The sequence below is a fragment of the Candidatus Poriferisocius sp. genome, from assembly GCF_965204015.1.
Lineage (GTDB): Bacteria > Actinomycetota > Acidimicrobiia > Acidimicrobiales > Bin134 > Poriferisocius.
Genome location: NZ_OZ241965.1, coordinates 1615375 through 1635899, shown reverse-complemented (window position 1 = coordinate 1635899; position 20525 = coordinate 1615375). Strand labels below are relative to the sequence as shown.

General features: G+C 66.3%; 17 protein-coding genes and 2 tRNA genes. 3 read left to right on the top strand and 16 right to left on the bottom strand.

The genetic code is table 11. The features are described 5' to 3' along the window. Positions 1 to 20 precede the first annotated feature (20 nt). The 8 genes from ACOGJC_RS07220 to ACOGJC_RS07185 form a co-directional block, all read right to left on the bottom strand. Positions 21 to 1145: a serine hydrolase domain-containing protein gene (locus ACOGJC_RS07220; RefSeq protein WP_419847827.1), complete on the bottom strand. Its 1125-nt coding sequence runs from the start codon at positions 1143 to 1145 to the stop codon at positions 21 to 23. 47 nt (positions 1146 to 1192) lie between these two features. After that, a complete protein-coding gene (locus tag ACOGJC_RS07215; protein WP_419848209.1) occupies positions 1193 to 1897 on the bottom strand; it encodes an ABC transporter ATP-binding protein in 705 nt (234 codons plus the stop codon). Between the two features lie 85 nt (positions 1898 to 1982). After that, entirely contained in the window at positions 1983 to 2774 is a 792-nt protein-coding gene (locus ACOGJC_RS07210) for an ABC transporter ATP-binding protein (protein WP_419847826.1), read from the bottom strand. After that, positions 2771 to 4663 carry a branched-chain amino acid ABC transporter permease gene (locus tag ACOGJC_RS07205; protein ID WP_419847825.1) on the bottom strand — a complete coding sequence of 631 codons (1893 nt, stop codon included), beginning with the start codon at positions 4661 to 4663 and terminating at the stop codon, positions 2771 to 2773. Before ACOGJC_RS07205 ends, ACOGJC_RS07210 begins: the two co-directional genes overlap by 4 nt. After that, positions 4660 to 5766, bottom strand: a complete 1107-nt coding sequence (locus ACOGJC_RS07200; protein WP_419847824.1) for a branched-chain amino acid ABC transporter permease — start codon at positions 5764 to 5766, stop codon at positions 4660 to 4662. Before ACOGJC_RS07200 ends, ACOGJC_RS07205 begins: the two co-directional genes overlap by 4 nt. A 103-nt stretch (positions 5767 to 5869) precedes the next feature. Continuing rightward, on the bottom strand, positions 5870 to 7183 hold the full coding sequence (locus ACOGJC_RS07195; protein WP_419847823.1) for an ABC transporter substrate-binding protein: 1314 nt from the start codon (positions 7181 to 7183) through the stop codon (positions 5870 to 5872). A gap of 199 nt (positions 7184 to 7382) precedes the next feature. After that, positions 7383 to 8567, bottom strand: coding sequence for an alpha-hydroxy acid oxidase (locus tag ACOGJC_RS07190; protein ID WP_419847822.1), 1185 nt, complete (start codon positions 8565 to 8567; stop codon positions 7383 to 7385). Between the two features lie 7 nt (positions 8568 to 8574). Next, positions 8575 to 9531 (bottom strand): ketopantoate reductase family protein, encoded by a 957-nt coding sequence (locus tag ACOGJC_RS07185; RefSeq protein ID WP_419847821.1) that lies wholly within the window; start codon positions 9529 to 9531, stop codon positions 8575 to 8577. A 21-nt stretch (positions 9532 to 9552) separates the two neighbouring features. On the opposite strand from ACOGJC_RS07185, the gene ACOGJC_RS07180 reads away from it, so the two are divergent. Beyond that, a complete protein-coding gene (locus tag ACOGJC_RS07180; protein ID WP_419847820.1) occupies positions 9553 to 10254 on the top strand; it encodes a class II aldolase/adducin family protein in 702 nt (233 codons plus the stop codon). Between the two features lie 35 nt (positions 10255 to 10289). Here the strand turns inward: ACOGJC_RS07180 and ACOGJC_RS07175 are convergent, their stop codons facing one another. Beyond that, positions 10290 to 11141, bottom strand: a complete 852-nt coding sequence (locus ACOGJC_RS07175) for a polysaccharide deacetylase family protein (protein WP_419847819.1) — start codon at positions 11139 to 11141, stop codon at positions 10290 to 10292. Positions 11142 to 11152: 11 nt separating this feature from the next. Then, positions 11153 to 11683 carry a ferritin-like domain-containing protein gene (locus tag ACOGJC_RS07170; protein ID WP_419847818.1) on the bottom strand — a complete coding sequence of 177 codons (531 nt, stop codon included), beginning with the start codon at positions 11681 to 11683 and terminating at the stop codon, positions 11153 to 11155. A gap of 71 nt (positions 11684 to 11754) precedes the next feature. Here ACOGJC_RS07170 and ACOGJC_RS07165 point away from each other — a divergent pair, with 71 nt between their 5' ends. Both ACOGJC_RS07165 and ACOGJC_RS07160 read left to right on the top strand, forming a co-directional pair. After that, the gene (locus ACOGJC_RS07165; RefSeq protein WP_419847817.1) at positions 11755 to 12222 is read left to right on the top strand and encodes a VOC family protein; all 468 of its coding nucleotides are present in this window, start codon (positions 11755 to 11757) and stop codon (positions 12220 to 12222) included. Between the two features lie 37 nt (positions 12223 to 12259). Then, positions 12260 to 13333 carry an isopenicillin N synthase family dioxygenase gene (locus ACOGJC_RS07160; protein WP_419847816.1) on the top strand — a complete coding sequence of 358 codons (1074 nt, stop codon included), beginning with the start codon at positions 12260 to 12262 and terminating at the stop codon, positions 13331 to 13333. A gap of 71 nt (positions 13334 to 13404) precedes the next feature. Here the strand turns inward: ACOGJC_RS07160 and ACOGJC_RS07155 are convergent. The 6 genes from ACOGJC_RS07155 to ACOGJC_RS07130 all read right to left on the bottom strand — a co-directional run bounded on the left by ACOGJC_RS07155 (position 13405) and on the right by ACOGJC_RS07130 (position 20509). After that, positions 13405 to 13480 (bottom strand) — tRNA-Phe (locus ACOGJC_RS07155). A 13-nt stretch (positions 13481 to 13493) separates the two neighbouring features. After that, positions 13494 to 13568 (bottom strand) — tRNA-Asp (locus ACOGJC_RS07150). A gap of 136 nt (positions 13569 to 13704) precedes the next feature. Further along, on the bottom strand, positions 13705 to 16104 hold the full coding sequence (locus tag ACOGJC_RS07145; protein ID WP_419847815.1) for an ATP-binding protein: 2400 nt from the start codon (positions 16102 to 16104) through the stop codon (positions 13705 to 13707). Positions 16105 to 16354: 250 nt separating this feature from the next. Next, a complete protein-coding gene (locus tag ACOGJC_RS07140) occupies positions 16355 to 16738 on the bottom strand; it encodes a Zn-ribbon domain-containing OB-fold protein (protein WP_419847814.1) in 384 nt (127 codons plus the stop codon). Positions 16739 to 16779: 41 nt separating this feature from the next. Further along, positions 16780 to 17967, bottom strand: coding sequence for a thiolase C-terminal domain-containing protein (locus ACOGJC_RS07135; protein ID WP_419847813.1), 1188 nt, complete (start codon positions 17965 to 17967; stop codon positions 16780 to 16782). Then, on the bottom strand, positions 17960 to 20509 hold the full coding sequence (locus ACOGJC_RS07130; RefSeq protein WP_419847812.1) for a CaiB/BaiF CoA transferase family protein: 2550 nt from the start codon (positions 20507 to 20509) through the stop codon (positions 17960 to 17962). Before ACOGJC_RS07130 ends, ACOGJC_RS07135 begins: the two co-directional genes overlap by 8 nt. Between the last annotated feature and the right edge of the window lie 16 nt (positions 20510 to 20525).

Genomic DNA, 20525 nt, shown 5'->3' with positions numbered 1-20525 from the left:
CGGACTTTGCGTCAGCCGGATTACTCGCTGAGGTCTCTAGTGAACAGGCGGTAGGCCAGATTGTCGACGCTGAGTTGGGAGTTTGACAGGATGACGATCCCTTCTCCCGCCTCGGCGTCGAAGCCTATGAATGAGGCGTAGCCGCCGGTTGCGCCGTTATGCCATACAAACTCGCGGTCGTCCTCGATTGCGACAATCCACCCCAGACCAATGTCCATGCCCAGCGCCGGGTCCCCTTGACGAGGCACATGGGCGAGTTCCATTGCCAGGAGTAGTGACGACTCGTGCAAACCGAGGTTCGCTTCAAGGAATGTCAAGAGGTCATTGACGGTGGAGCGAAGCGCTCCTGCCCCAGCGAAGACCGGTAGATCCCAGTTGGCGGCTGGCAGGAGCCGCCAGTCGTGGCCGGTGGCGAAGCGCTCGCGGAGATCCGGCGAAAGCTCTACCGCTGTGTCGAGCATCTTCAGCGGCTTGAGGATCCGCTCAGTGACGAGCGTCTCGAAGTCGATGCCTTCTCGCTGTGCCAGAGCGTGGCCCAGCAGCCCGTAGCCAACATTCGAGTATTCGACTGCATCCCCGATATTGCGAGCCAGTTCGTAAGAAGACAGGAAGGCGTTGAGATCTTCGCCGGTGTAGTCGGCGTACGGATTGGCCGGATTCTCCGGGTCGAAGTTGTCGGGCAGGCGGGGGAGACCTGAGCTGTGAGTGGCCAAGTGTCCCAGCGTGATCTCAACACCATTTCGAGTGGGCATCTGGATCTCGTCGCCGAGCAGGTCCTGCACCGGTGTGTCGAGCCCCAACTCCTCTCGCGATACCAGATCGGCGAGCAGGGTGGAAGTGAACACCTTTGTCACTGAGCCGATCTCAAAAACGGTGTCACCGTCGGGCTGGGTCGAGTCGTTCGCACTGAGGCTTCCGTATCCAACGACAATGCGGCCCTCGGCGCTGGTCACGCCAGCGACAACACCGACGCTCTGCCGGTCGTCGTCCACAAACTCCGCCAATAGGTCGCGTATCTGCGAGACATTCAGCGGCTTGGCATCCGACAAGCTGGGTGTTGGAGCACTCAATCCGACTTCGGGCTCAGTGCTCGTGCCCGCACAGGCCGCGCCCCACAGCACCAGTCCGATCCCAAGAGCGAGCACTTTGAGACTAGAACCGTTTGTCGAGCAATCGCTTGGTGAGTACGACCTCACTGCTCGGCGGTGCCGAGGTAGGAGGCTTGTAGGTCGGGGTGGGCTAGGAGGTTTTGGGCGGTGTCGTCTAGTACGACTCGGCCGGTTTGGAGCACCCAGCCTCGGTCGGCGATGGACAGGGCCATGTTGGCGTTCTGCTCCACCATGAACACGGTCAGGCCGGCTTCGTGGATTTGCTGGATCAGTTCGAAGTTCTGCTGCACCAGCGCGGGGGCCAGGCCCATGGAGGGCTCGTCCATCAACAGCACCCTCGGGTTGGCCATGAGGGCTCGGCCGATGGCCACCATCTGCTGCTCGCCCCCCGACAGCGTCCCTGCCTTCTGGTTGAGCCGCTCCTTCACCCGGGGAAACATCTCGAACACCCGCTCCCGGTCGGCGGCGATCCCGTCGGCGTCGGTGCGCAGAAACGCCCCCAAGTCCAAGTTTTCGCCTACCGTGAGGCGCTTGAACAGCCGGCGGTTCTCCGGCACCATCGTCACCCCCAGCGCCACCCGTTCTCGAGTGGCCTGGTGGGTCACAACCTGGCCGTTGAGCACCACATCGCCGGTAGTGGGCTTCACCATGCCGAGGATCGTTCGCAACGTGGTCGACTTGCCGCTGGCGTTACCGCCGAGCAGGCACACCAACTCGCCGGAGTAGATGGCTAGATCTACATCTTTGAGGATGTGCACGGCCCCGTAGTGGGTGTTCACACCCCGCATCTCCAGCACCGGTCCAGCTTGGGGTGGTACAGGCTGAGCCGGAACCGGGGGGTTGGAGTCGCGCGTGTCCTGGCTCATCAGTTGCTCAATTCCGGTCGGCCGTCTGGCCCAAGTAGGCCTCGATCACCTGCGGGTTGGCCGACACCTCGGTGTAGGTGCCTCGGGCAATGGCCTCGCCGTGGTCCAGCACCACCACTCGGTCGGAGATGTTCTGCACCACCGACATGTCGTGCTCAATAAGCACGATGGTGTAGCCCATCTCGTCGCGGAGTTTGCCGATGAGTTGGGTCAGCTCGGCCGACTCCACCGGATTCATGCCCGCCACCGGCTCGTCCAACAAGATCAGCTTGGGACTGGTGGCCATGGCCCGGGCAATCTCTAGGCGACGGCGGTTGGCGTACGACAGCACCGAGGCCGGCTGGTCGTATCGGTACCCGGTGAGTCGGGTGCCGAAGAAGCTCAACACCTCCTTGCCCCGGGCCCGCACCTGCTCCTCCTCGGCACGGAACCGGCGGGTTTGGAAAAGAGCGTCGAGCATCCGCTGGCGGGTGCGGCAGTGCTGGGACACCATGACGTTTTCCAGCACGGTCATGTTGGCGAACAGCCGCACGTTCTGGAAGGTGCGGGCGATGCCCCGAGCAGTGATCTTGTTGGGGTCGAGCCCCAGCAGCGACCGACCTTCGAAAAAGATTTCGCCCTCAGCGGGCTTGACCATCCCACTGATCACGTTGAAGAAGGTGGTCTTGCCCGCGCCGTTGGGGCCGATCACTGCGACGATCTCGCCCTCGTCCACCGTGAAGTCGAGATCGCTGAGGGCATGGAGGCCGCCGAACACCACGTGCAGCCCGGTGATTTCCAGCATCGGATGTGAGCTCATGGCTGACCGGCCTCTGAGCGGCTCTCTTCGCCGTTTGCATCATCGGCCTCGGCTTGGGCCCGCAGCCAGGCATCCTGGTTCATCTCGTCGATGTGCAGCTCGCGGGCCCGTCGCACGCTGGGAATCAGCCCTTCGGACCGCTGAAGCATCATCCACACCAGCAACGCGCCGTAGATCAGGATCTTGTACTCGGCAAACTCCTGAAGAAGCCCCGGTTGATTGGGGCCCCCCAATACGCCGATGAGCACCACCGCGCCGGCGATGACGCCAGGGATGTTGCCCATGCCTCCGAAGATCACCACCACCAGGATCACAATCGACACGATGATGGCGAAGCTGTGGGGGAACACCGACCCCACTTTGGCCGACAAGATGGCCCCGCTGAACGAGCCCAGAACCGCGCCGGTGACAAATGCCATGAGCTTGGCGCTCACCGTGTCCACTCCCATGGCCTCGGCCACGCTCTCGTCCTCTCGGATGGCCATCCAGGCCCGGCCGATCCGGGAGTTCTCCAGCCGCCACGACACATAGACAGCGATGGCGCAGAACACCAGCACCAGATACAACACCGACCGGGGCTCGAACCCCCGTACGGTGGCCAGACCGAACACCTCCACCCCGGGGATGTTGGTGATCCCCTGAGCGCCGTTGAACGTCCCCGACAGCCAGTCGGACAACAGCAGAATTCGGATGATCTCGCCAAACCCCAAGGTGACCACGGCCAGATAGTCGCCTCGCATCCGGATTACCGGAGCACCGATGAACAGGCCCGCCAGTCCGGCCAACAGCATGGCCACGAACAAGGCGCCGAACCACGGGATCTCCGGCGCGAACCGGGGAGAACCCGGTGAGGTGAGCACAGCCACGCTGTAGCCGCCCACCGCAAAAAAGGCCACGTAGCCCAAATCCAGGATTCCGGCCAGGCCCACGATGATGTTGAGCCCCAGCGCCAGCAGGATGAACAGCCCGACATTGGCCAACAGCTCGTTGGTGAGGCGGCCCAGAAACAGCGGGAGCACCACGATTGCGGCCAATGTGAGCACCACTCCCACCAGCCGTTGGGTCGGGATCCGCCCCCATAGCGGCTGATCCACACCTGTCCCCGCAGCGGGGCCTGCACTCTGTTTCCGGATGGCATTTGAGCCTCGGGCCGAGAAGGCTCGGAGTGCCCGCAATCCGGCGAGCGCGGCAACGGCGACCGCAGCCACCACAATGGCCGCGGTGTAGCTGAGCCCGCTCTTGGGTCCATACAGCCAGTCGGACACTGCTTCGATGTGGAAGCCCTGGCTCAAGTCGGTGATGACGCTTTCCAGCACCGCGGCGCCGAACACCGTCAACAGCATGATGACCGTCGTTCGAGTGATTCGGCGGCCCGCCCAATGCAATGCGCCGGCGACCGCTCCGGTGGCGGCCCCGATGGCCGGCCAGATGAACGCCCCCAGCCAGACTGACTCCTCGAACTCCAAGATTCCCAGAAGCTGGGGACTCCAGTTGACCAGCGGGTCGCGGATGTCGAAATGGGTGATCCCCACCACTAGGAAGGTGAGCCCGGCGTTGCCCACCGCCCCGGTGATCGCCCCGGCCAACATGTCGCGTCCGCCCTTGGCGTAGGCCGTCATTCCTGCCAGCACCTGCTCGCGGCCCACCCAGTGGCTCACCACCAGCGGCAGCCATATGAGCGACAGATAGCCGAGGCTCAGGATCGGATCGACGAGCAGGCGCCGATCGAACGTGACCGGCATACCGGAAAGCGCGATGAACACCTGTCCGAGGGCCAGGATGCCCCCGGACCTCAGCAGCTTCTTCCAGTCCTGGTCCAGCAATCGCCGACGGACATCAATGGCCGGTGTGGCGTCCTGGACGGTAGGGCGATCCTCGGTAATGGTCATGTGCGCTCCTCAGAGGGGAGTCGCTCGCCGAATATGCCGCTGGGCCGTACCAAGAGCACGATGATCAGGACCGCGAACGCCACTGCATCGCGAAGCTGGGAGGGGCCGCTCACCCCCAGGGGCTCCAGGATCATCAGCGGTCCGAGCGATTCAGCCACTCCGATGGTGAGGCCCCCAGCCATCGAGCCTCCGAGGTTCCCGATTCCCCCGACCACTGCGGCGCTGAACGCCTTGATGCCGGGCAAGAACCCAGTGGTATGGATCACGCTGCGGAACAGCAGCCCCCACAAGATGCCGGCCACTCCGGCCATGGCGCCGCCCACCGCGAACGTTTTGACGATGATGCGGTTCACGTCGATGCCCATGAGCGAGGCGATCTCAGCGTCCTCGGCCACCGCCCGCATCGCTTTGCCGGTCTTGGTCTTCTCCACCAGGTACCAGAGTCCGACCATGGCCAACGCGGCCACTACGAGAACCAGGATCTTGGAACCTTGGATTTCGAGAAACGTCCGCTTGTCGGTGAGCCAGTTCGGCAAGCTCGGGTACGACTTGACGGTTGACCCCAGCAGCACCAGCACGCAGTTTTGGAGGAAGAATGACACGCCGATGGATGTGATGAGCGGCACCAGTCTTGGTTTACCCCTCAGCGGGCGGTATGCCACCCGCTCCATGAGCACGGCGGTCACAGTGCACACCACCATGGACAGCACCACTACCAACAGCAGGCAGAGCACAAAGCTGCTCTCCCAGTACCCGGCTTCGGCCAGCTTGTTGGAGGTGATCGCCCCGGTCATGGCCCCCACCATGAACACCTCTCCGTGGGCGAAGTTGATGAACCCCAGCACCCCGTAAACCATCGAATAGCCCAAAGCGATGAGCCCGTACATGGCACCTTGGGCCAACCCGGTGACCACTAGGCCTTGGAATTGCTCTCTGGTCAAGTTGATGGAATCGGGATTGGCCCACCGGGCGAAGGGGTTGTCGCTGTTGATGAGCTGAGCTACGAACGCCACAAATCCAGCGCTGATCACCACCAGGGCGACGATCCTCAGGATGGTGAGGAACCAATCGACTCTGGTGCGTTGTTTGGTGGTCAGCTGCATGCCTGGCCGCCTCATCCTCCCGCCAGGTGCAAGCCTACGCCACCGCCGTTTCTCCTCAGCGGCGGTGGCGCAGGGCTTCGACTAGCTCGTCAGAGCCTGTTGCTCAGGGATAAGAGAAGACGACGTTGCCCTTGCTGGTCTCGATGTCGTCGGAGCTCTCGTGGTGGATGATGGTGATCTTCTGGGAGGCGCAGTCGCCGAATTCGTCGCAACTCAGGGTTCCGGTGATGCCGCTGTAGCCGCTGACGGAGTTCAGATGCTGCCGCACTCCGGCCCGGTCGATATGAAGGTCGCCGTCCTCCACCCACGATGCCGCGGCGATGGCGTCGAGGAGCAGCGTGGTGGCGTCGTAGGAGTGGCCCCAGAAGGCAGCCGACGGCGACTCGCCGTAGGCCTGGTCATAAGCGGCCAAGATCTGGTCGGCGTTTTGCCCGGTGCTTTGGTTCACGTTGGTTCCGAATCGCAGATCAGGACCGGAGAAGTACATGCCCTCGGAATCTCCCAAGGCCAAGAAGTCATCTACCAGCAAGCCGTCGGCGGCCAGCAACTGGGTACTCTCGAGCCCAGAAACGGTGGGCGCCTGGGCGGCGATGAAGTCGCCCTCAGGTTGGAAGATGGGGAAGAACAGCGCCGCTGGGGAGCCCCCGGCCACCTCGGTAAGGGCGGGCACCATGTCGGTGTCGCCCTTGTTGATCCCGGTGAAGCCCGAGACAGTTCCGCCTAGCTCTTCAAACGAATTGCGGAAGGCTTGGGCCAGGCCCTGCGTGTACGGGTCGCCGTCGTGCATGGCGGCGGCGTTGTCCACACCCAACTCGGCAAACACGAAGGTGGCCATGGCCGCACCCTGGACCAGGTCATTGTGGGCGGTACGGTAGTAGCCCACGTTGTAGCTCTCCCCGGCGTTGCCCTCGAAGTCCGACGTGAGGGCCGGCGAGGTGTTGGACGGGGAGATCATGACCATGCCCGCTTCGGTGACCAGCGGGGAAGCGGCCACTGCGGCGCCGCTGCACGAAGTGCCGATCACGCCGATCACCTGCTCGTCGGCCACGATGGTCTGGGCCGCAGCCTGGCCCCCTTCCGACGAGCAAAGGTCGTCGAGGGGGGTGCCCAGGTCCACGGAGAAGCCGTGGATATCGCCGTAGTCGGCTATGGCGATCTCGACGCCTCGCTGGTTGGGCAGGCCCAAGAAGGCCACGGGTCCGCTGATGGCGTTGAGCGAGCGGATTTGGATGGACTCGCCGGCGGAAACTGTGACGACGCCCAATGAGCCGTCGCCCAATGCATCGCCTCGCGGATCCGGCGCTTCGGTGGGTTCCGGGGCCGGCGCTTCGGTGGGCTCTGGAGCCGGCACCTCGGTGGACTCCGGTGTGCTGACCGGAGCAGGCGCGTCGTCATCGTTGCCGCAACTCGTTGCCACCATTGCGAGTACTGCCAGCAAGGCAATAGCGACGGGAAGGAGGCGGCGCCTCTTTCGTGAGTGATTTAGGTAGGCGAGCCGAAACACAGCAACCCCTCCTCGTTAGTCCGCTGATTTTGCGAGACTCTAGCGTAAGCGGATGACAGGGCTATGGCAATGGATGGGGCGCGACGCGATATCGGGCCGGCTCCGCCCCTGGTCAGGCCACCAGATCGGGGCCGATGTCATCGAAGCGGCGCCTGCCCACCAGGGCCAACGTCCGGTCGATGTCGGTGCGGTAGACGTCGAGCATCCGGGCCACCCCGGCCTCCCCGGCTACCGCCAAGCCCCAGAACCAGCTTCGCCCACCCATCGCGGCCTGTGCGCCCAGGGCTCGGGCCTTTACCACATCGGCACCCCGCTGGCAGCCGCCGTCCACCAGAACCTCGGCCCGGTCGCCCACGGCCTCGGCGATGCGGGGGAGTACGGCGAACGCCCCCGGCACCGAGTCGAGCTGTCGGCCGCCGTGGTTCGACACGATCACCCCGTCGGCCCCCCACCGCACCGCAGCCTCGGCGTCGGCCACCGAGATCACTCCTTTGACCAATAGCGGGCCGTCCCACTCCCGCCGCAACCACGCCAAGTCGTCCCAGGTGCGGGACGGATCGGATAGCTCCCGATCCACATAGGCCCCGATGGCGCTGGCATCGTCACCGATGCCCAACTGCACCAGGCTGCCGAAGGTGATGTCGGGGCCGGTCACCAAATGGCGCAGCCACCGCAGCCGTCGGGCGGTGTCCAAAGCGCTGTTCCAGCGGATGCGAGGGGGCAGCGACATCCCATTGCGCAGATCGCGCTCCCGCTTGCCCACCACCGGCACGTCCACCGTCAGCACCAAAGCCTCGTAGCCGGCATCTCGGGACCGGTTCACCAGCGACCGCACCACCTCGGGGCTCTTCCACAGATACAGCTGGAACCACCGCCGTCCCTCGGGGGCCGCCGCGGCGATGTCCTCCAGCGAATAGCCCGATCCGGTGCTCACCGCGAACACGGTGCCCGCCGCGGCGGCCGCTCGGGCTGCGGCCAGCTCGCCCTCGCGGTGGACCAGCGTGGCCAGCCCGGCCGGCGCCAGCAGGAACGGCAGCGAAACGGGTTGGCCTAACACGGTGGTGGACACGTCCCGGTCGGCCACGTCCACCAAGTAGCTCGGGGACAGTTCCACTTTGTCGATGGAAGCCCGGTTGGCAGCGATGGTCAGCTCGCCCTCCGCGCCCCCCTCCACGAACTCGAACACCATCTTGGGCAGCCGCCGCCGGGCCTCCTCCCGGAAATCAGCGTAGGTGTGCCACCGGGCCGCCCCCTTGGGGGCCCGGGCCAGCATCCGACTCAGCTCTCGCAACTTCATGAGCCTCTTATCCCCCCGTCCCCGATGGCATGGCCGCAGCCAGCAGCCGGGTGACGGCCCGCAGCGTGGGCACCTCGAGCCCGTGGCCGTCGGCGATCTCCACCAGATCGCCGAACACCGCCTGCACCTCAAACGGCCGTCCCCGGTCGATGCTTTGCAATATGGACACCCGCACTTCGGTCTCCCCAGCGGCCTCCATGCGCTCGCCCACCGCCTGGAGGCGCTGATGGGCCTCGGCTCGGCCCTCCTGGGTAAGCGCCCGGATTTGGAACGGCCCATGGCCGTCGATCAGGTCCACCCCCTCCGCGGCGGCGATGGCAGCCCCTTCGCAGGCCAGGTCGTAGAACACATCCCGGGTCTCGGGCAACAAGAAAATCCGGTGGTACACCAGCCGGGTCAGACCCACCACCCCCATGGCCGCGGCGGCCAGTACCCCTTTGGACCACAGCGCGGGGGCGATGTCGTCGTGGACCTCCAGCTTGCGTCCCGGCAAAGCCGCGGCGACGGCCGCCGCCGTGCCCGGCGTTGTGCTCGACAGGTCGCCGAGCAAGGTGGGGCCGTCAAAGGAGTGGGAAGCATGCCCGGGCTGGCCCAGCGTGCCGCCCACCAACGACACACAGCCCACTGCGGCGGCTCCGAATCGGGCCGCCAGCGGCTCGGCTTGGCGCACCCCGTTCTGCACTGAGAAGGCGGCTTGGGCCGAACCCCGATAGCTGCCCAGCAGCTCAGCGTTGTCAAACGCCTTGCTGGCCAACAGCAAGATGTCGCAGTCGCCCGCTTCGGCCGGGTTGGTGATCGCTCTGATGGCCACCGGTGCCTGGTCGTCGATCCTCAGCCCATTCCGATTAACCGCTTCGGCGTGAGCCGCTCGGGCTACCAGGGTCACCTCGGCACCCGCTTCGGCGAACCAAGCGCCGTACACCGAACCCAACGCTCCAGCCCCGAGCACTACGACATTCGTCATTGATGCCGTACTCTAGGGGCCATGAGCACCACCGAGAGCCAAGCCAGAGAGATTGTGGACGACATCGTGTTGGCCTGTCGGGCCCTAACGGTGAGGGGGTGCGACACCGGTATCGGCGGCCACGTCAGCGTGCGGGTACCCGGCGAGGACGCCTTCTGGATCAACGCCTTCGACCGGACCTTGGGCGAGATCACTCCCGACGACGTGATGAAGCTCGACTACGAGGGCAACCTGCTGGAGGGCAACCGGGAGGTGAGCCTGGGCTTCGAGTTCCATGCCGGGGTGTATCAGAACCGCACCGAAGTGAACGCCATCGTTCACAGCCACGGCCGGTGGATTACCGCGCTGGCTTCTTTGGCCCGACCCCTCAAGATGCGCCACAACCTGTGCTGCATCTTCCACGACGACCAGGTGCTCAGCCCCGACGACCGCTTCGAGTCGATCGGGCCCGCCATCGAGACCAATCACACCGTGATCATCCCCTGGCACGGGGCCATCTGCGTGGGGGCCACCCTGGCCCGGGCCGCCGCCCTTCACGCCACCCTGGAAGACCAAGCCCAGCTCGACGTGCTCCTTGAGCCCACCGACGCCCCCGAGATTCCCGAGCACCTGCGCCTCGGCCTGAAGAAGCTGGTGGACGACCAGGCTGGCTACCTAGAGCAGACCTGGACCCTCATGCGCCGCCAAGGCCAGCGACACCTCCAGGCCCACCCCAACGGCTGATCACACTCAGTTCGCCAGAATCCCCACCCCACCGGCTAGGCCAGATCAGCCATGGAGCACAACTGGTAAGGCTGGTCGGTGAGCCAGCTCTTCCAGGCTTCGGTGCCGAACAGCTCGTACTCGTGGGTGCGCACGTGAAACGTACCGGGCTCGATAATCTCCACCTCGCCGCCGCCCGGCGCATTGGGATGGAAGGCGCAGAAGACCAAGTTTGCCTCCAGGCTGCCGAGCATCTCCTGGTAGTCGGCCGGCTGCTGGGGTGGCCGAGAAAAATCAGTTTCCAGCACGGAGTCGAACACCGGCATCCCCGCGGCCCGGGCGGTAGCCGCGGCCGACTGGATGGCCTCGTCGGCGGCTTGGGCCTCCTCCGGGCTGGCCACATGGCGGCGGGGACCGTAGGCGGCCAGCGAATCGGTGATGAGTACGGGAACTCCGTAGTCGATGCCTACCGCCACATAGCGATCACACCATTCAGGGGCCAGCGCCGAGCCCTTGTGGGCATCTAGGTGGGTCACGTTGACTCCGAAGTCCAGCGCCCGGTCGATCTGGGCTCGCCACTCCTGCTCTACCGCGTCGGGATGGGCGTTCTGGCGCACCGAAGCCACGTCCCGCCACAGGTAGCCGTGCTCATCGACCAGCCCCGACGACGGGCCCAACGAGCTCACCGGGCCCCAGCGGTAGTGCTTCTTCTCCGCGTTGAGCGTGAGGTGGATCCCGCAGTCGAGCGAGTCATCGTTGGCCGCGGCCTCGGCGATCTCGGTGAACCATGGACAGGGAACCATCACCGAGCCTGAGGTGATCGTTCCGAAGTGCGACAGCTCTACAAAGGCCTGGTTGGCGCCGTGGCACATCCCCACATCGTCGGCGTGGATCACCAGCCGAATCATTAGGGCTGAGACTAATCCAGGTCGTTCAGCAGGTTGAGCAGGTCGTCGGCGTGCTCTTCCTCGACGGCCAGGATGTCCTCCATCAGCCGCCGGGTCACCGGATCCTTGTCACTCAGCCAACGGATGATCTCGTTGTACGACTCGATGGCGATCCGTTCGGCCACCAAGTCTTCTTTGATCATGGCGCCGAGTTCGGTCTCCTCGTCGTAGGTGCTGTGGCTGCGGGTGGCCAGGCCCTCGGGGTCGAAGTTGGGCTCGCCCTGAAGCTGGGTTATCCGCAGGGCGATCTGATCCACATGGCCCTGCTCATCGTTGGCGTGCTGGAGGAACTCGGCCGCGGCCATCGAGGCTTTGATCCCGGTGGCGGTGTAGTAGTGCCGCTTGTAGCGGAGCACGCACACGATCTCGGTAGCCAGCGCTTCGTTGAGCACTTCGATAACCCGCTCCCGATCAGCGCCGTAGGCCTCGGTGATCGGGCCTTGGTCGATTTGCTGTCGAGCTCGGGCCCTCAATGTCTCGACATCGGTCAGAAAATCAGCCATCCGTCCTCCCGTTCGTCTGGCCGCAATCGCAGCATTGCCGCGTGGACAAGGCTACCGGCTACCGTGCCGACATGGCTCTGATCACCGACCCCTTCCATACCGGCATCGTCGTCGCTGATGTTGAGGAGTCCATGGCCCACATCTCGGCAGCCACCGGCCTCACCTGGCATTCCTTGCAATCCCTCGACCTCGACCTGCTGATAGACGGTGAGGCGGTTTCCACCAGCGTGCAATTCTCATACACGGTAGAGGGCCCAGTGCAGATCGAGCTGGCCGCCGGCCCCAAGGGGTCGTTCTGGGATGTCGACCTCTACGGGGGGCTGAACCACATGGGCTACTGGACCGAAGACCTCCACGCCGACATCGCCGCGCTTCAAGCCGGGGGGTGCGAGCTGATCTACGGCGGGGCCAGCGAAGACGGTGGGCTTCAAGGGTTCGCCTTTCTGGTTCCCCCCAGCACCGGCCTGCGGATCGAGTTGATCGACGTGGCCATGCGCCCCGCATTCGACAACTGGTTCGCGGGCGGGGAGTTCGGCTGACCACCCACTGGCTGATCTCTTTCTGGGGGCCTCAGATATGACCGCTACGCTTGGCCAGGTGACCGCCCCCGCCGCGTTCGATCAGATCCCCGTAGTGGATCTCGGCCCACTGTCGGGATCGCCGGCCGAGCGCGAGGCCCTGGCCGAAGAGCTTTGCCGGATCTGCCACGAAGTCGGCTTCCTGCTGGTGGTGAACCACGGGGTCTCCGACGACCTGAGCGACAACATCTTCGCCATGTTGCAGAAGTTCTTCGCCTTCTCCGACGAGCAGAAGAAGTTGATCGACAAGCGGCGTTCCCGCCACTTCCGGGGCTGGGAGCCGGAGGGTGCCGAGTACACCAACAACCGCCCCGACATCCGAGAGCAGATCGACTGGTGGACCGAGTGGCCCGCCTACCCCCTAGACGTGGAGCCCTACTACCTGCGGCTCTTGGGACCCAACCAGTGGCTGCCCGATGGACTCCTGCCCGGCCACCAAGAACTCACCAACCAGTGGTTCGACGAACTGGGGGGCTTGGCCAACCGCCTCCTAGGGGCGCTCTCGCTGGGGCTGGGGCTGGGCGAGGACTACCTGGAGCGGTTCTTCGGAACCCAAACCATGTCGCTGGCCAAGTTCATCCACTATCCCCCGACCCCCGAAGGCGCGGCCGGGGTCAACGCCCACCGTGACACCGGTTTCTTGACCGTGCTCGACCCTGGTCCCACCGCTGGGCTGCAAGTGCAGAATCAAGATGGCCAGTGGATCGACGTGCCCTCGATAGAGGGGTCGTACGTGATCAACCTGGGCGAGACGCTCCAGGCCATGACCGGCAACTATCTGGTGGCCACCGCCCACCAGGTGATTACCACCGAAGAGCGCTACTCGGCCGGCTACTTCCACGGTCCATCGCTCGACGTGGCCTTGGCCCCGCTGCCCCTCGATGAGAGATTCGCCGCCGCGGTGACCGCCAGCCCCCACCACAACAGCGCCGGGTTCATGGCCAGCATCGCCGAGACCGAGGCCGGCGTGGCCGACATGTCCAGCTCCTATCGCCCCTCCACCTACGGCGAGCAGCTCTGGAACTACTTCTCCCGCAGCTACCCCGAAAACGTCGCCGCCCACTACGGCTGAGAAAAGACCGCCGCGCAAAGGGCACGGCCCGGAGCGGGGTTGGGCTTCGCTCCGGGCCGTTGGGGGGTGGGTGGTGGTCGGGACCGGCGTCGATCCGGTGACCTTCCGCTTTTCAGGCGGACGCTCTGCCAACTGAGCTACCCGACCGTGTTCTGTTGTGCGGTCCCGACGGGATTTGAACCCGCGACCTCCGGCTTGACAGGCCGGCGTGCACTCCAAACTGCACCACGGGACCTTGTTGTAGGGGGCTCATGCACTCTACTCGCGCACTGGGTGGCCTGTTCTACTTAGATTCCCGCCCCTTGTCCGCCACGGCTGCGATTGCGGCGGTTTGCGACCACCCTGCCAGTTGTATGTGGTTCCCACACCGCCTATCCGGCTTGTGCGACTGGTTCGGGTTCCTCTTCGGCTATGCGGTAGCCGACTCTTGGCTGGGTGAGGATGTACTTGGGGTTCTCGATGGTGTCGCCCAGTTTGCGTCTGAGCCGCTTGATCACCTCGCGCACCAGCCAGGGTTCGCCGGTCTTCTCGGCGCCCCAGACTCGTCGCAGCAGCGTGTCGTGGCTCAGGGTCTGCCCGGCGTTGACCGCCAGTTCGTAGAGCAGTCCGTATTCCGTGGGCGTCAGGTGCAGCGGCTGGCCGGCCAGAGTCGCTTGGCGTTCGTCGTGGTCGATATCCAGGTCTCCAATGGAGAACCGCTGGGGCGGCTCGGTCATCCCTCGCAGGGCTGCTCCCACCCTGGCGGTCAGCTCAGTGGGCGAGAAGGGCTTGACGATGTAGTCGGTCGCCCCCAGGCTGGTGGCCCGAGTGATCACGTCGTCTTGCCCGTACACCGAAACGAAGATGACCGGCACGTTGGCGATCGACAGCACCTGCTGCATCAACTCGATGCCGTCGGTGTCGGGCAGCATCAGGTCGAGCAGCACCGCTCGGGGCTGGTGGGCGGCCATGAGGCTGGGCACGGCTGCGGGGTCGCTGGTCACGACGGGCGCGTAGCCCGCTTTGGCCAGAGCGCTGCGGATGTAGCTGAGCGCATGGGGGTCGTCGTCCACGGCCAGCACGCGTTCCCGCCCATCCTCCGCCGAACCGGCGCTGTCCGAGCGGGCGAAGGGCGACGGTGCCGCGCTGGCGACGGGCGCCTCGGCGGTAGGCATCGTAAACGTGAACCGCGCCCCCCGGCCCGGCCCGTCGCTGTGGGCCCAGATGCGGCCGCCGTGGGCCTCCACGATCCCCTTGCAGATGGCCAGGCCCAGGCCCGACCCGACGTCGCTCCCACTGTCGGCGCCTTGGGGGCGGAAGAACTTGCGGAACAGGTGCGGCAGCACGTCGGCTCCGATGCCCCGGCCCTGGTCGGCCACCGACATGGCCACCTGGGTGCCCTGCTGCTCGGCGCTGAGCCGGATGGTAGAGCCGATAGGGGAGTTCTCGGCCGCGTTGGAGAGCAGGTTGGTCAGCACCTGCACCGTGCGCCGCCGGTCGGCCATGACCGGGGGTAGGTCTGCTGCCAGTTCCATCTGGAGGTTGTGGTGGCTCCCGCCGCGGGCGAACCTGCTCTTGGACTCGTCCAAGATCTGGTACAAGTCCGACGGCTCCGGGGCCACCGCGAGGGAGCCCGTCTCGATGCCGACCATGTCCAAGAGGTCGCCGATCAGCCCGCGCATCTTGTCGGACTCGGTGCCGATGATGCGGAAGAACTGGGTCATCTCGGCCAAGTCCAGCTCCTGGGCCGACTCCAGCAGCGTGGCGACCGAGCCCTTGATGGTGGCCAGCGGCGAACGCAGCTCGTGGCTCACCATGCCCAGGAACTCGGCGCGCATCCGCTCTCCCTCCTCCAGCGGCGCCATGTCTTGGAGGGTGGCCACGTACGACTCCACCTCGCCGGTCTCCGAGCGGATGGGCGTGCCGTTCACCAAAACGGTGACGCTGCGGCCGTCGGGGACCCACAGCATGATCTCCTCGGCCCGCACCGGATCGCCCGCGCTGAACAGCTTGGCGAGGGGCACCTTGTTGAGGGAGAACTCCCGCCCGTCGCCGCGGCGGCAGGTCAACACCTCGAGGAGTTCCTCGAGCGACTGGCCGGGGTCGCACAGGCCGCCGACGATCCTCATCGTCTCCCGGTTGAACGACACCGGCGCTCCCGTCTTGGCGTCCAGCATCACCACGCCCACCGGCGAGGTGTCGATCAACGTCTCCAGGTTGGCCCTGACCCGCTGCTCGTCGCGGTACTGGCGGGCGTTGGCGATCACCAGCGCCGCCTGGGACGCGAACATCACCAGGGCCTCCTCGTCCTCGGAGCCGAACTCCCGGCCCTGCTCCTCGTGGGCGAGGTAGATCGTGCCCACGCCGGCTCCGCGGTGGCGGATCGGTGCCACCAGCAGCGAGGTGGCCGCCACCGATGGCAAGAACTCGGGCATGCCCAGCGACCCCAGATGCCCGGCCATATCGGGGATCCGCAGCGGCTCGTCGAGGCCGCTGAGATACTCGAAGAACACCAGCCCCTCCGGCATCTCCCACAACCCCTGGTGTTCCTCGCTGGTTAGACCCGACACGAAGAATTCGGGCAGCTCGCCCGCCTCGCCGCGCACCGTGAGCGCCCCATAGCGCGCGCCCGTCAGCGCCCGCGCGCTGTCCACCGCCTCTTGCAGCACCGTGTCGAAGTCGAGCGACCGGTTGATCCGCAAGCTGGCCTCGCCCAGCTGCGACAGCCGCTGCAACCGCGCCTCATCCGCATGCCCCGGCTCGTCGAGCCTGCCCGTGTCGCTCTCGCTCATGTCACCGCCCCGGGGCGACCAGCCAGCCGTGGCTAGCGCCCTCGCGCATCTCAAATATATAGATGTATATGGATGGATATTACGGGGACCAGGGCCCGCCTGACGGCCACACCACTAACGAGAAAGGACAATGTCGTCGTGTCGCAAGCCATGAAGGGGAACCATGCGGAGGCACATGATCTAACCGGTGACGATCTTCAGGGTGTGCGTGCCCGTGCTAGTGGCGTAGCCCTCCATCGGGAGCAGCTGGCTAGGGGAGGGGCTCGAAGACGGGGAGGGCGATTTCGTCGTCTATGGGGTCGAAGTCAACCCGCACCTCGAGGCCCACGATGAGGCTGTCGCGATCGATGCCGTTGACCCGGCTCAGGATGCGAACCGGCTCACCTTTGGTGCCGTCGAGTTCGACCACGGCCACGTTGTAGACGCCCAGATTCTCGAAGATCTCGACGACGGGGCGGTGGGTCCACACGAAGGAGTAGACCCGTCCCGTCCCGTCCACCTCGTCCCAGTCGAAGGCCAGCGACCCGCAGGCGTAGCAGGCCGGGGTGGGCGGGTGGCGGTGGGTTCCGCAGTCCCGGCAGCGCTGGATCAAAAGCCGTCGTTCCCCAGCAGCGCGCCAGTAGGGCGCAGACATCGGTGACAGTCTGGGTGCCGGAAGGCCCGGCATCTGCGAGCTCATGGCGTTCCCTTTGTGAGGATCAGGGCACTGGTCGGAGTGGGGCCGGCTCCGCCGACCACGAGAGCAACCTCGGCGTCGGCCACCTGATTCACTGCGGTGCCCCGCAGTTGGCGGACCGCCTCGGTCACCAGGGTCATGCCGTGGGCGTAGACCTCGGCCAGGTTGCCCCCAGAGGTGTTGAGGGGCAGGGCATCGAGGCCGATCCCCCCGCTGGCGACGAACGGCCCGCTCTCGCCTATCTCGCAGAATCCGAAGTCCTCCAGTCCCATCAGCACTAGCGGGCTGAAATGGTCGTATATCTGGGCCACGTCCACGTCGGATGGGCCCAGGCCGGCCTTGGAGTACAGGTCGGCGGCCACGGTGCGCTGGCCGGCGGAGGCGAAGTCGTCGTCGCGCATGTTGTAGCTGCCGAGCAGTCCCTGCCCATAGCGCTGCGGCGCCCCGAACGAGGCCGCGGCGATGTGCACCGCGTGTGCGTCGAGGTCGGCGGCCCGCTCCGCGCTGGTGATGACCACTGCGACGGCCACGTCGGACTCCATGCAGAAGTCGGGGCGGCGCATCGGCTCGTAGATGTAGGGCATGGAGAAGTACTGGTCGACGCTGAGCGGCTGGCGGAACCGGGCCAGCGGGTTGTTGGCAGCCATTTCCCGGGCGTTGACGGCGATGCGGCAGAAGTGCTCTTCGGTGGTGCCGTAAAGGTGCATGTGGCGCACCGCGGCCAGCGCGAACATCTGCCCCGGGGCCATGAGCCCATAGGGAACGGCCCAGCTGAACGCAGGCAGGCGGGGGGCCTTGGCCATCGCCTGCCCATACGGCATCTGGCCCTGGCAGATCGACCGGTACACCACGCACACGTCGGCCTGACCGGTGGCCACTGCCATCGCGGCGTGCAAGAACGCCCCGCCCATGGCCGCGCCGCCGCCCCCGTGGGTCATGGAGGCCAGGCGCACGGGCCGGGAGCCGAAGGCGTGGGCGAGGTCGCCAGGCTCGGTGCCGTCCATGCTGTAGGAGGACCACCCGTCGATGTCGGCCGGCGCGATGCCGGCGTCGGCGCAGGCCGCCGCCACCGCCTCGGCGGCCATCGACAGCTCCCCCCGCTCGGTGAACTCGCCCCTGAGGCCGTACGCGGTCGAGCCGATGCCCACGATGGCGGCTCGCCCCCGCAGCCAGTTCGCATCAGCCACCGACGACCCCCTCGGCGTGAAGCCGGGCGATGCTGTCGGACTCGTAGCCCAGCTCGGCGAGAATCTGATCGGTGTGCTCGCCCAACAGGCAGCCACGGCCCAGCACGGTCGGCGACCGCGACAGGTGGGCGAGCGAAGTGAGACGGGGATGGACCCCGATAACGGGATGCTCCACCTCGGCGACCAATCCCGCCGCCTGCCCGTAGCTGCCCTCGCTCTCGTCAAGCAGCAGCGACTCGAAAGGCTCCGACGCCACCTCGACGCAACCGACGCCCTCGGCGGTGAGCAGGCTTTCCCAGTCGGCCGCGTCTCGGCTCGCGAAGATGTCGGCCAGTTCGGCGGCCAACTCCTCATCGTGGGCGGCGCGTGAGGCCGAATCGGCAAACCGGGGGTCGGACGTCAACCCTCCCCCGACACCCATTGTTTTCAGGGCGCGCCCGAACCGCTGCCACTCCCGGTCGCGGGACGCGGCCAGGAAAACCCAGCCACTGGCGGCCCGGTACAGCCGGAAGCCGGCCGACAGCCCGTACAGCTGCGAATCTGCGTTCGGCGTGGGCGGGCGGCCCTCGTAGTCCACGCAGTCCTCGCAAAGCACGTGGGCCATGGAGGTCAGCATCGAGGTCGCCAAAGTCATGCCCGGCGGTTGTGCGTCTCCCGGCGGTTGTCCGTCTCCTGACGGCTGTCCGTCTCCCGGCGAGCCATCGCTGGTGCCTCGTCGGGCGGCGAGCAGGCCCGCGAGCATGGCGCTGCCCACGACCACGGCCGAGCACCCGTCGGCGTTGCCGCCGACCTGGGTGGCCATGCCCAGCCGGAGCGAGGCCTCTTTGACGCCCGCGAGGTCGAGCTGATCGGAAGCGGCCACCGAGGAGCCCACGTTGCGCCATCCAGCGCCGGCGCCCGCGCCGATGGTGGGGGCGAAAGCGGGTCGATGACCACACGGGCCGCCTTCTCCGTATCCGGGCGAATTGAGGTAGACCAGCTCGGGGTTTATGGCCCGCAGGGCGGCGGCGTCGACGCCGAGGCGGGCGGCCACCCCGGCTCGGTAGCTCTGCAACACGATGTCGGCGCCGACGGCGAGCTGGTGGACAATGGCCCGGCCCTGGTCGGAGGCCAGGTCTAGGGAGATGCTCTGCTTGCCCTGGAGAGATTTCGCTGCCCCCGACTCGGGGAAGCCCATGATCGTGCGCATCGGCTCGCCATCGAGGGACTCGACCTTGATGACGCGGGCGCCATAGTCGGCCAAGAGCGCTCCCGCGTAGGGGGCGGCGTAGAAGGTGCCGAGTTCGAGGACGGTCACTCCGGCAAGCGGCGCATCCCCGTCTGCTGTGGCGCCCGCCGCCGCGGGGGCGCCCGAGAATTGCCGGGGCGAGGTGTTCCAAGAAGCGGTCACTTCGTCGCGACCCAGTTCGGGCGCTGGCTGGCTGGGGCGAAGCCCCGATCCGCGAAGAGTCACCAACGGCCCGGGCTGGCGCACCGGGCCGAGCGCCGGGTCGTCGATACAGATGACCTTTTCGTCGTGAATGATCTGGGGGTGGTCGAGCAGTTCGTCGCCGCGGCGGAACACTTCGGCCCACACGTCGGGCTCCTCGTCGAAGATCTCCCTCCACTCGGCCAGCGTCTTGGACCGCGCCGCGGTCAGCATCTGCTCCCAGAGCTGGCGGCGGCGATCGCGGTCTTCGAACTCGGGCACCGTCGACCACTCGTCGTCCTCGAGCATCCAGTCGAGCCCCAGCACCCGCATGAACGCCTCGAACAGGTGGGGCGACGTCTGGGAGAACTGAAGCCAGTGGCCGTCGGAGCTGAGGGCTACCAGCAACCGGAACGCGAAGCTGTGATTGGGGACCCCGTCGTCGCCGATCGGGGCTGCGGCCTTGTACGCCTCAGGGTACTGGCGGGTGATGAACGCCAAGAACCAGCGCCACGGGTCCATGGCGGCCATGCCCTGGGCCAGCGACGACTCGACAAGCTGGCCCTCACCAGAGCGCTCGCGCTCGTAGAGGGCGGCCAGCGTGCCGTGAAGGGCAGTGTGGGCCGCGCTGAACACCGCGTAGGGAACCGAGCAGTAGGCCGGGCCGGGCCGAGGGGTGAGGGCGCCGAACTGAACGGCGAAGCCCAGCTTGGCCATGACCAGTGCCTCATAGCCGGGAATGCCGGCAAGGGGCCCCTTCGACCCGAAGCCGCTCACCGACGTGTACACCAGCCCGGGGTTGGCGGCGGCAAGGTCGCCGTAGCCGAGGCCCAACCGCTCCGCGGTCCCCGGTTGCCAGGTCTGCACGACCACGTCGGCGGCGCGGGCCAAGCCGCGGGCCTGCTCGACGCCCTCGGGCCGGGCCAGGTCGGCCACCACGCTGTGCTTGCCCCGTCCCAAAAACGCCCAAGCCGCCGACTCCCGCAACGCGGACCCGCCGGGGGGCTCGACGCACACGACTTCTGCGCCCTGGTCGGCGAAGAACAGCCCCATGTGTGCGCCGACCCAGGAACTTGACAGATCGACGACCCGGATCCCCGACAGCAGTCCCGCCTCAGCTCCGGGCGTCACCATCGGCGATCTCTCCGAC

Excerpts from the sequence above, each read along its gene's own strand:
- ACOGJC_RS07205 (WP_419847825.1), bottom strand. The coding sequence starts at position 4,663 with ATGACCATTACCGAGGATCGCCCTACCGTCCAGGACGCCACACCGGCC.
- ACOGJC_RS07145 (WP_419847815.1), bottom strand. The coding sequence starts at position 16,104 with ATGAGCGAGAGCGACACGGGCAGGCTCGACGAGCCGGGGCATGCGGAT.
- ACOGJC_RS07140 (WP_419847814.1), bottom strand. The coding sequence starts at position 16,738 with ATGTCTGCGCCCTACTGGCGCGCTGCTGGGGAACGACGGCTTTTGATC.
- ACOGJC_RS07215 (WP_419848209.1), bottom strand. The coding sequence starts at position 1,897 with ATGCGGGGTGTGAACACCCACTACGGGGCCGTGCACATCCTCAAAGAT.
- ACOGJC_RS07210 (WP_419847826.1), bottom strand. The coding sequence starts at position 2,774 with ATGAGCTCACATCCGATGCTGGAAATCACCGGGCTGCACGTGGTGTTC.
- ACOGJC_RS07175 (WP_419847819.1), bottom strand. The coding sequence starts at position 11,141 with ATGATTCGGCTGGTGATCCACGCCGACGATGTGGGGATGTGCCACGGC.
- ACOGJC_RS07130 (WP_419847812.1), bottom strand. The coding sequence starts at position 20,509 with ATGGTGACGCCCGGAGCTGAGGCGGGACTGCTGTCGGGGATCCGGGTC.
- ACOGJC_RS07160 (WP_419847816.1), top strand. The coding sequence starts at position 12,260 with ATGACCGCTACGCTTGGCCAGGTGACCGCCCCCGCCGCGTTCGATCAG.
- ACOGJC_RS07190 (WP_419847822.1), bottom strand. The coding sequence starts at position 8,567 with ATGAAGTTGCGAGAGCTGAGTCGGATGCTGGCCCGGGCCCCCAAGGGG.
- ACOGJC_RS07200 (WP_419847824.1), bottom strand. The coding sequence starts at position 5,766 with ATGCAGCTGACCACCAAACAACGCACCAGAGTCGATTGGTTCCTCACC.
- ACOGJC_RS07185 (WP_419847821.1), bottom strand. The coding sequence starts at position 9,531 with ATGACGAATGTCGTAGTGCTCGGGGCTGGAGCGTTGGGTTCGGTGTAC.
- ACOGJC_RS07180 (WP_419847820.1), top strand. The coding sequence starts at position 9,553 with ATGAGCACCACCGAGAGCCAAGCCAGAGAGATTGTGGACGACATCGTG.
- ACOGJC_RS07170 (WP_419847818.1), bottom strand. The coding sequence starts at position 11,683 with ATGGCTGATTTTCTGACCGATGTCGAGACATTGAGGGCCCGAGCTCGA.
- ACOGJC_RS07165 (WP_419847817.1), top strand. The coding sequence starts at position 11,755 with ATGGCTCTGATCACCGACCCCTTCCATACCGGCATCGTCGTCGCTGAT.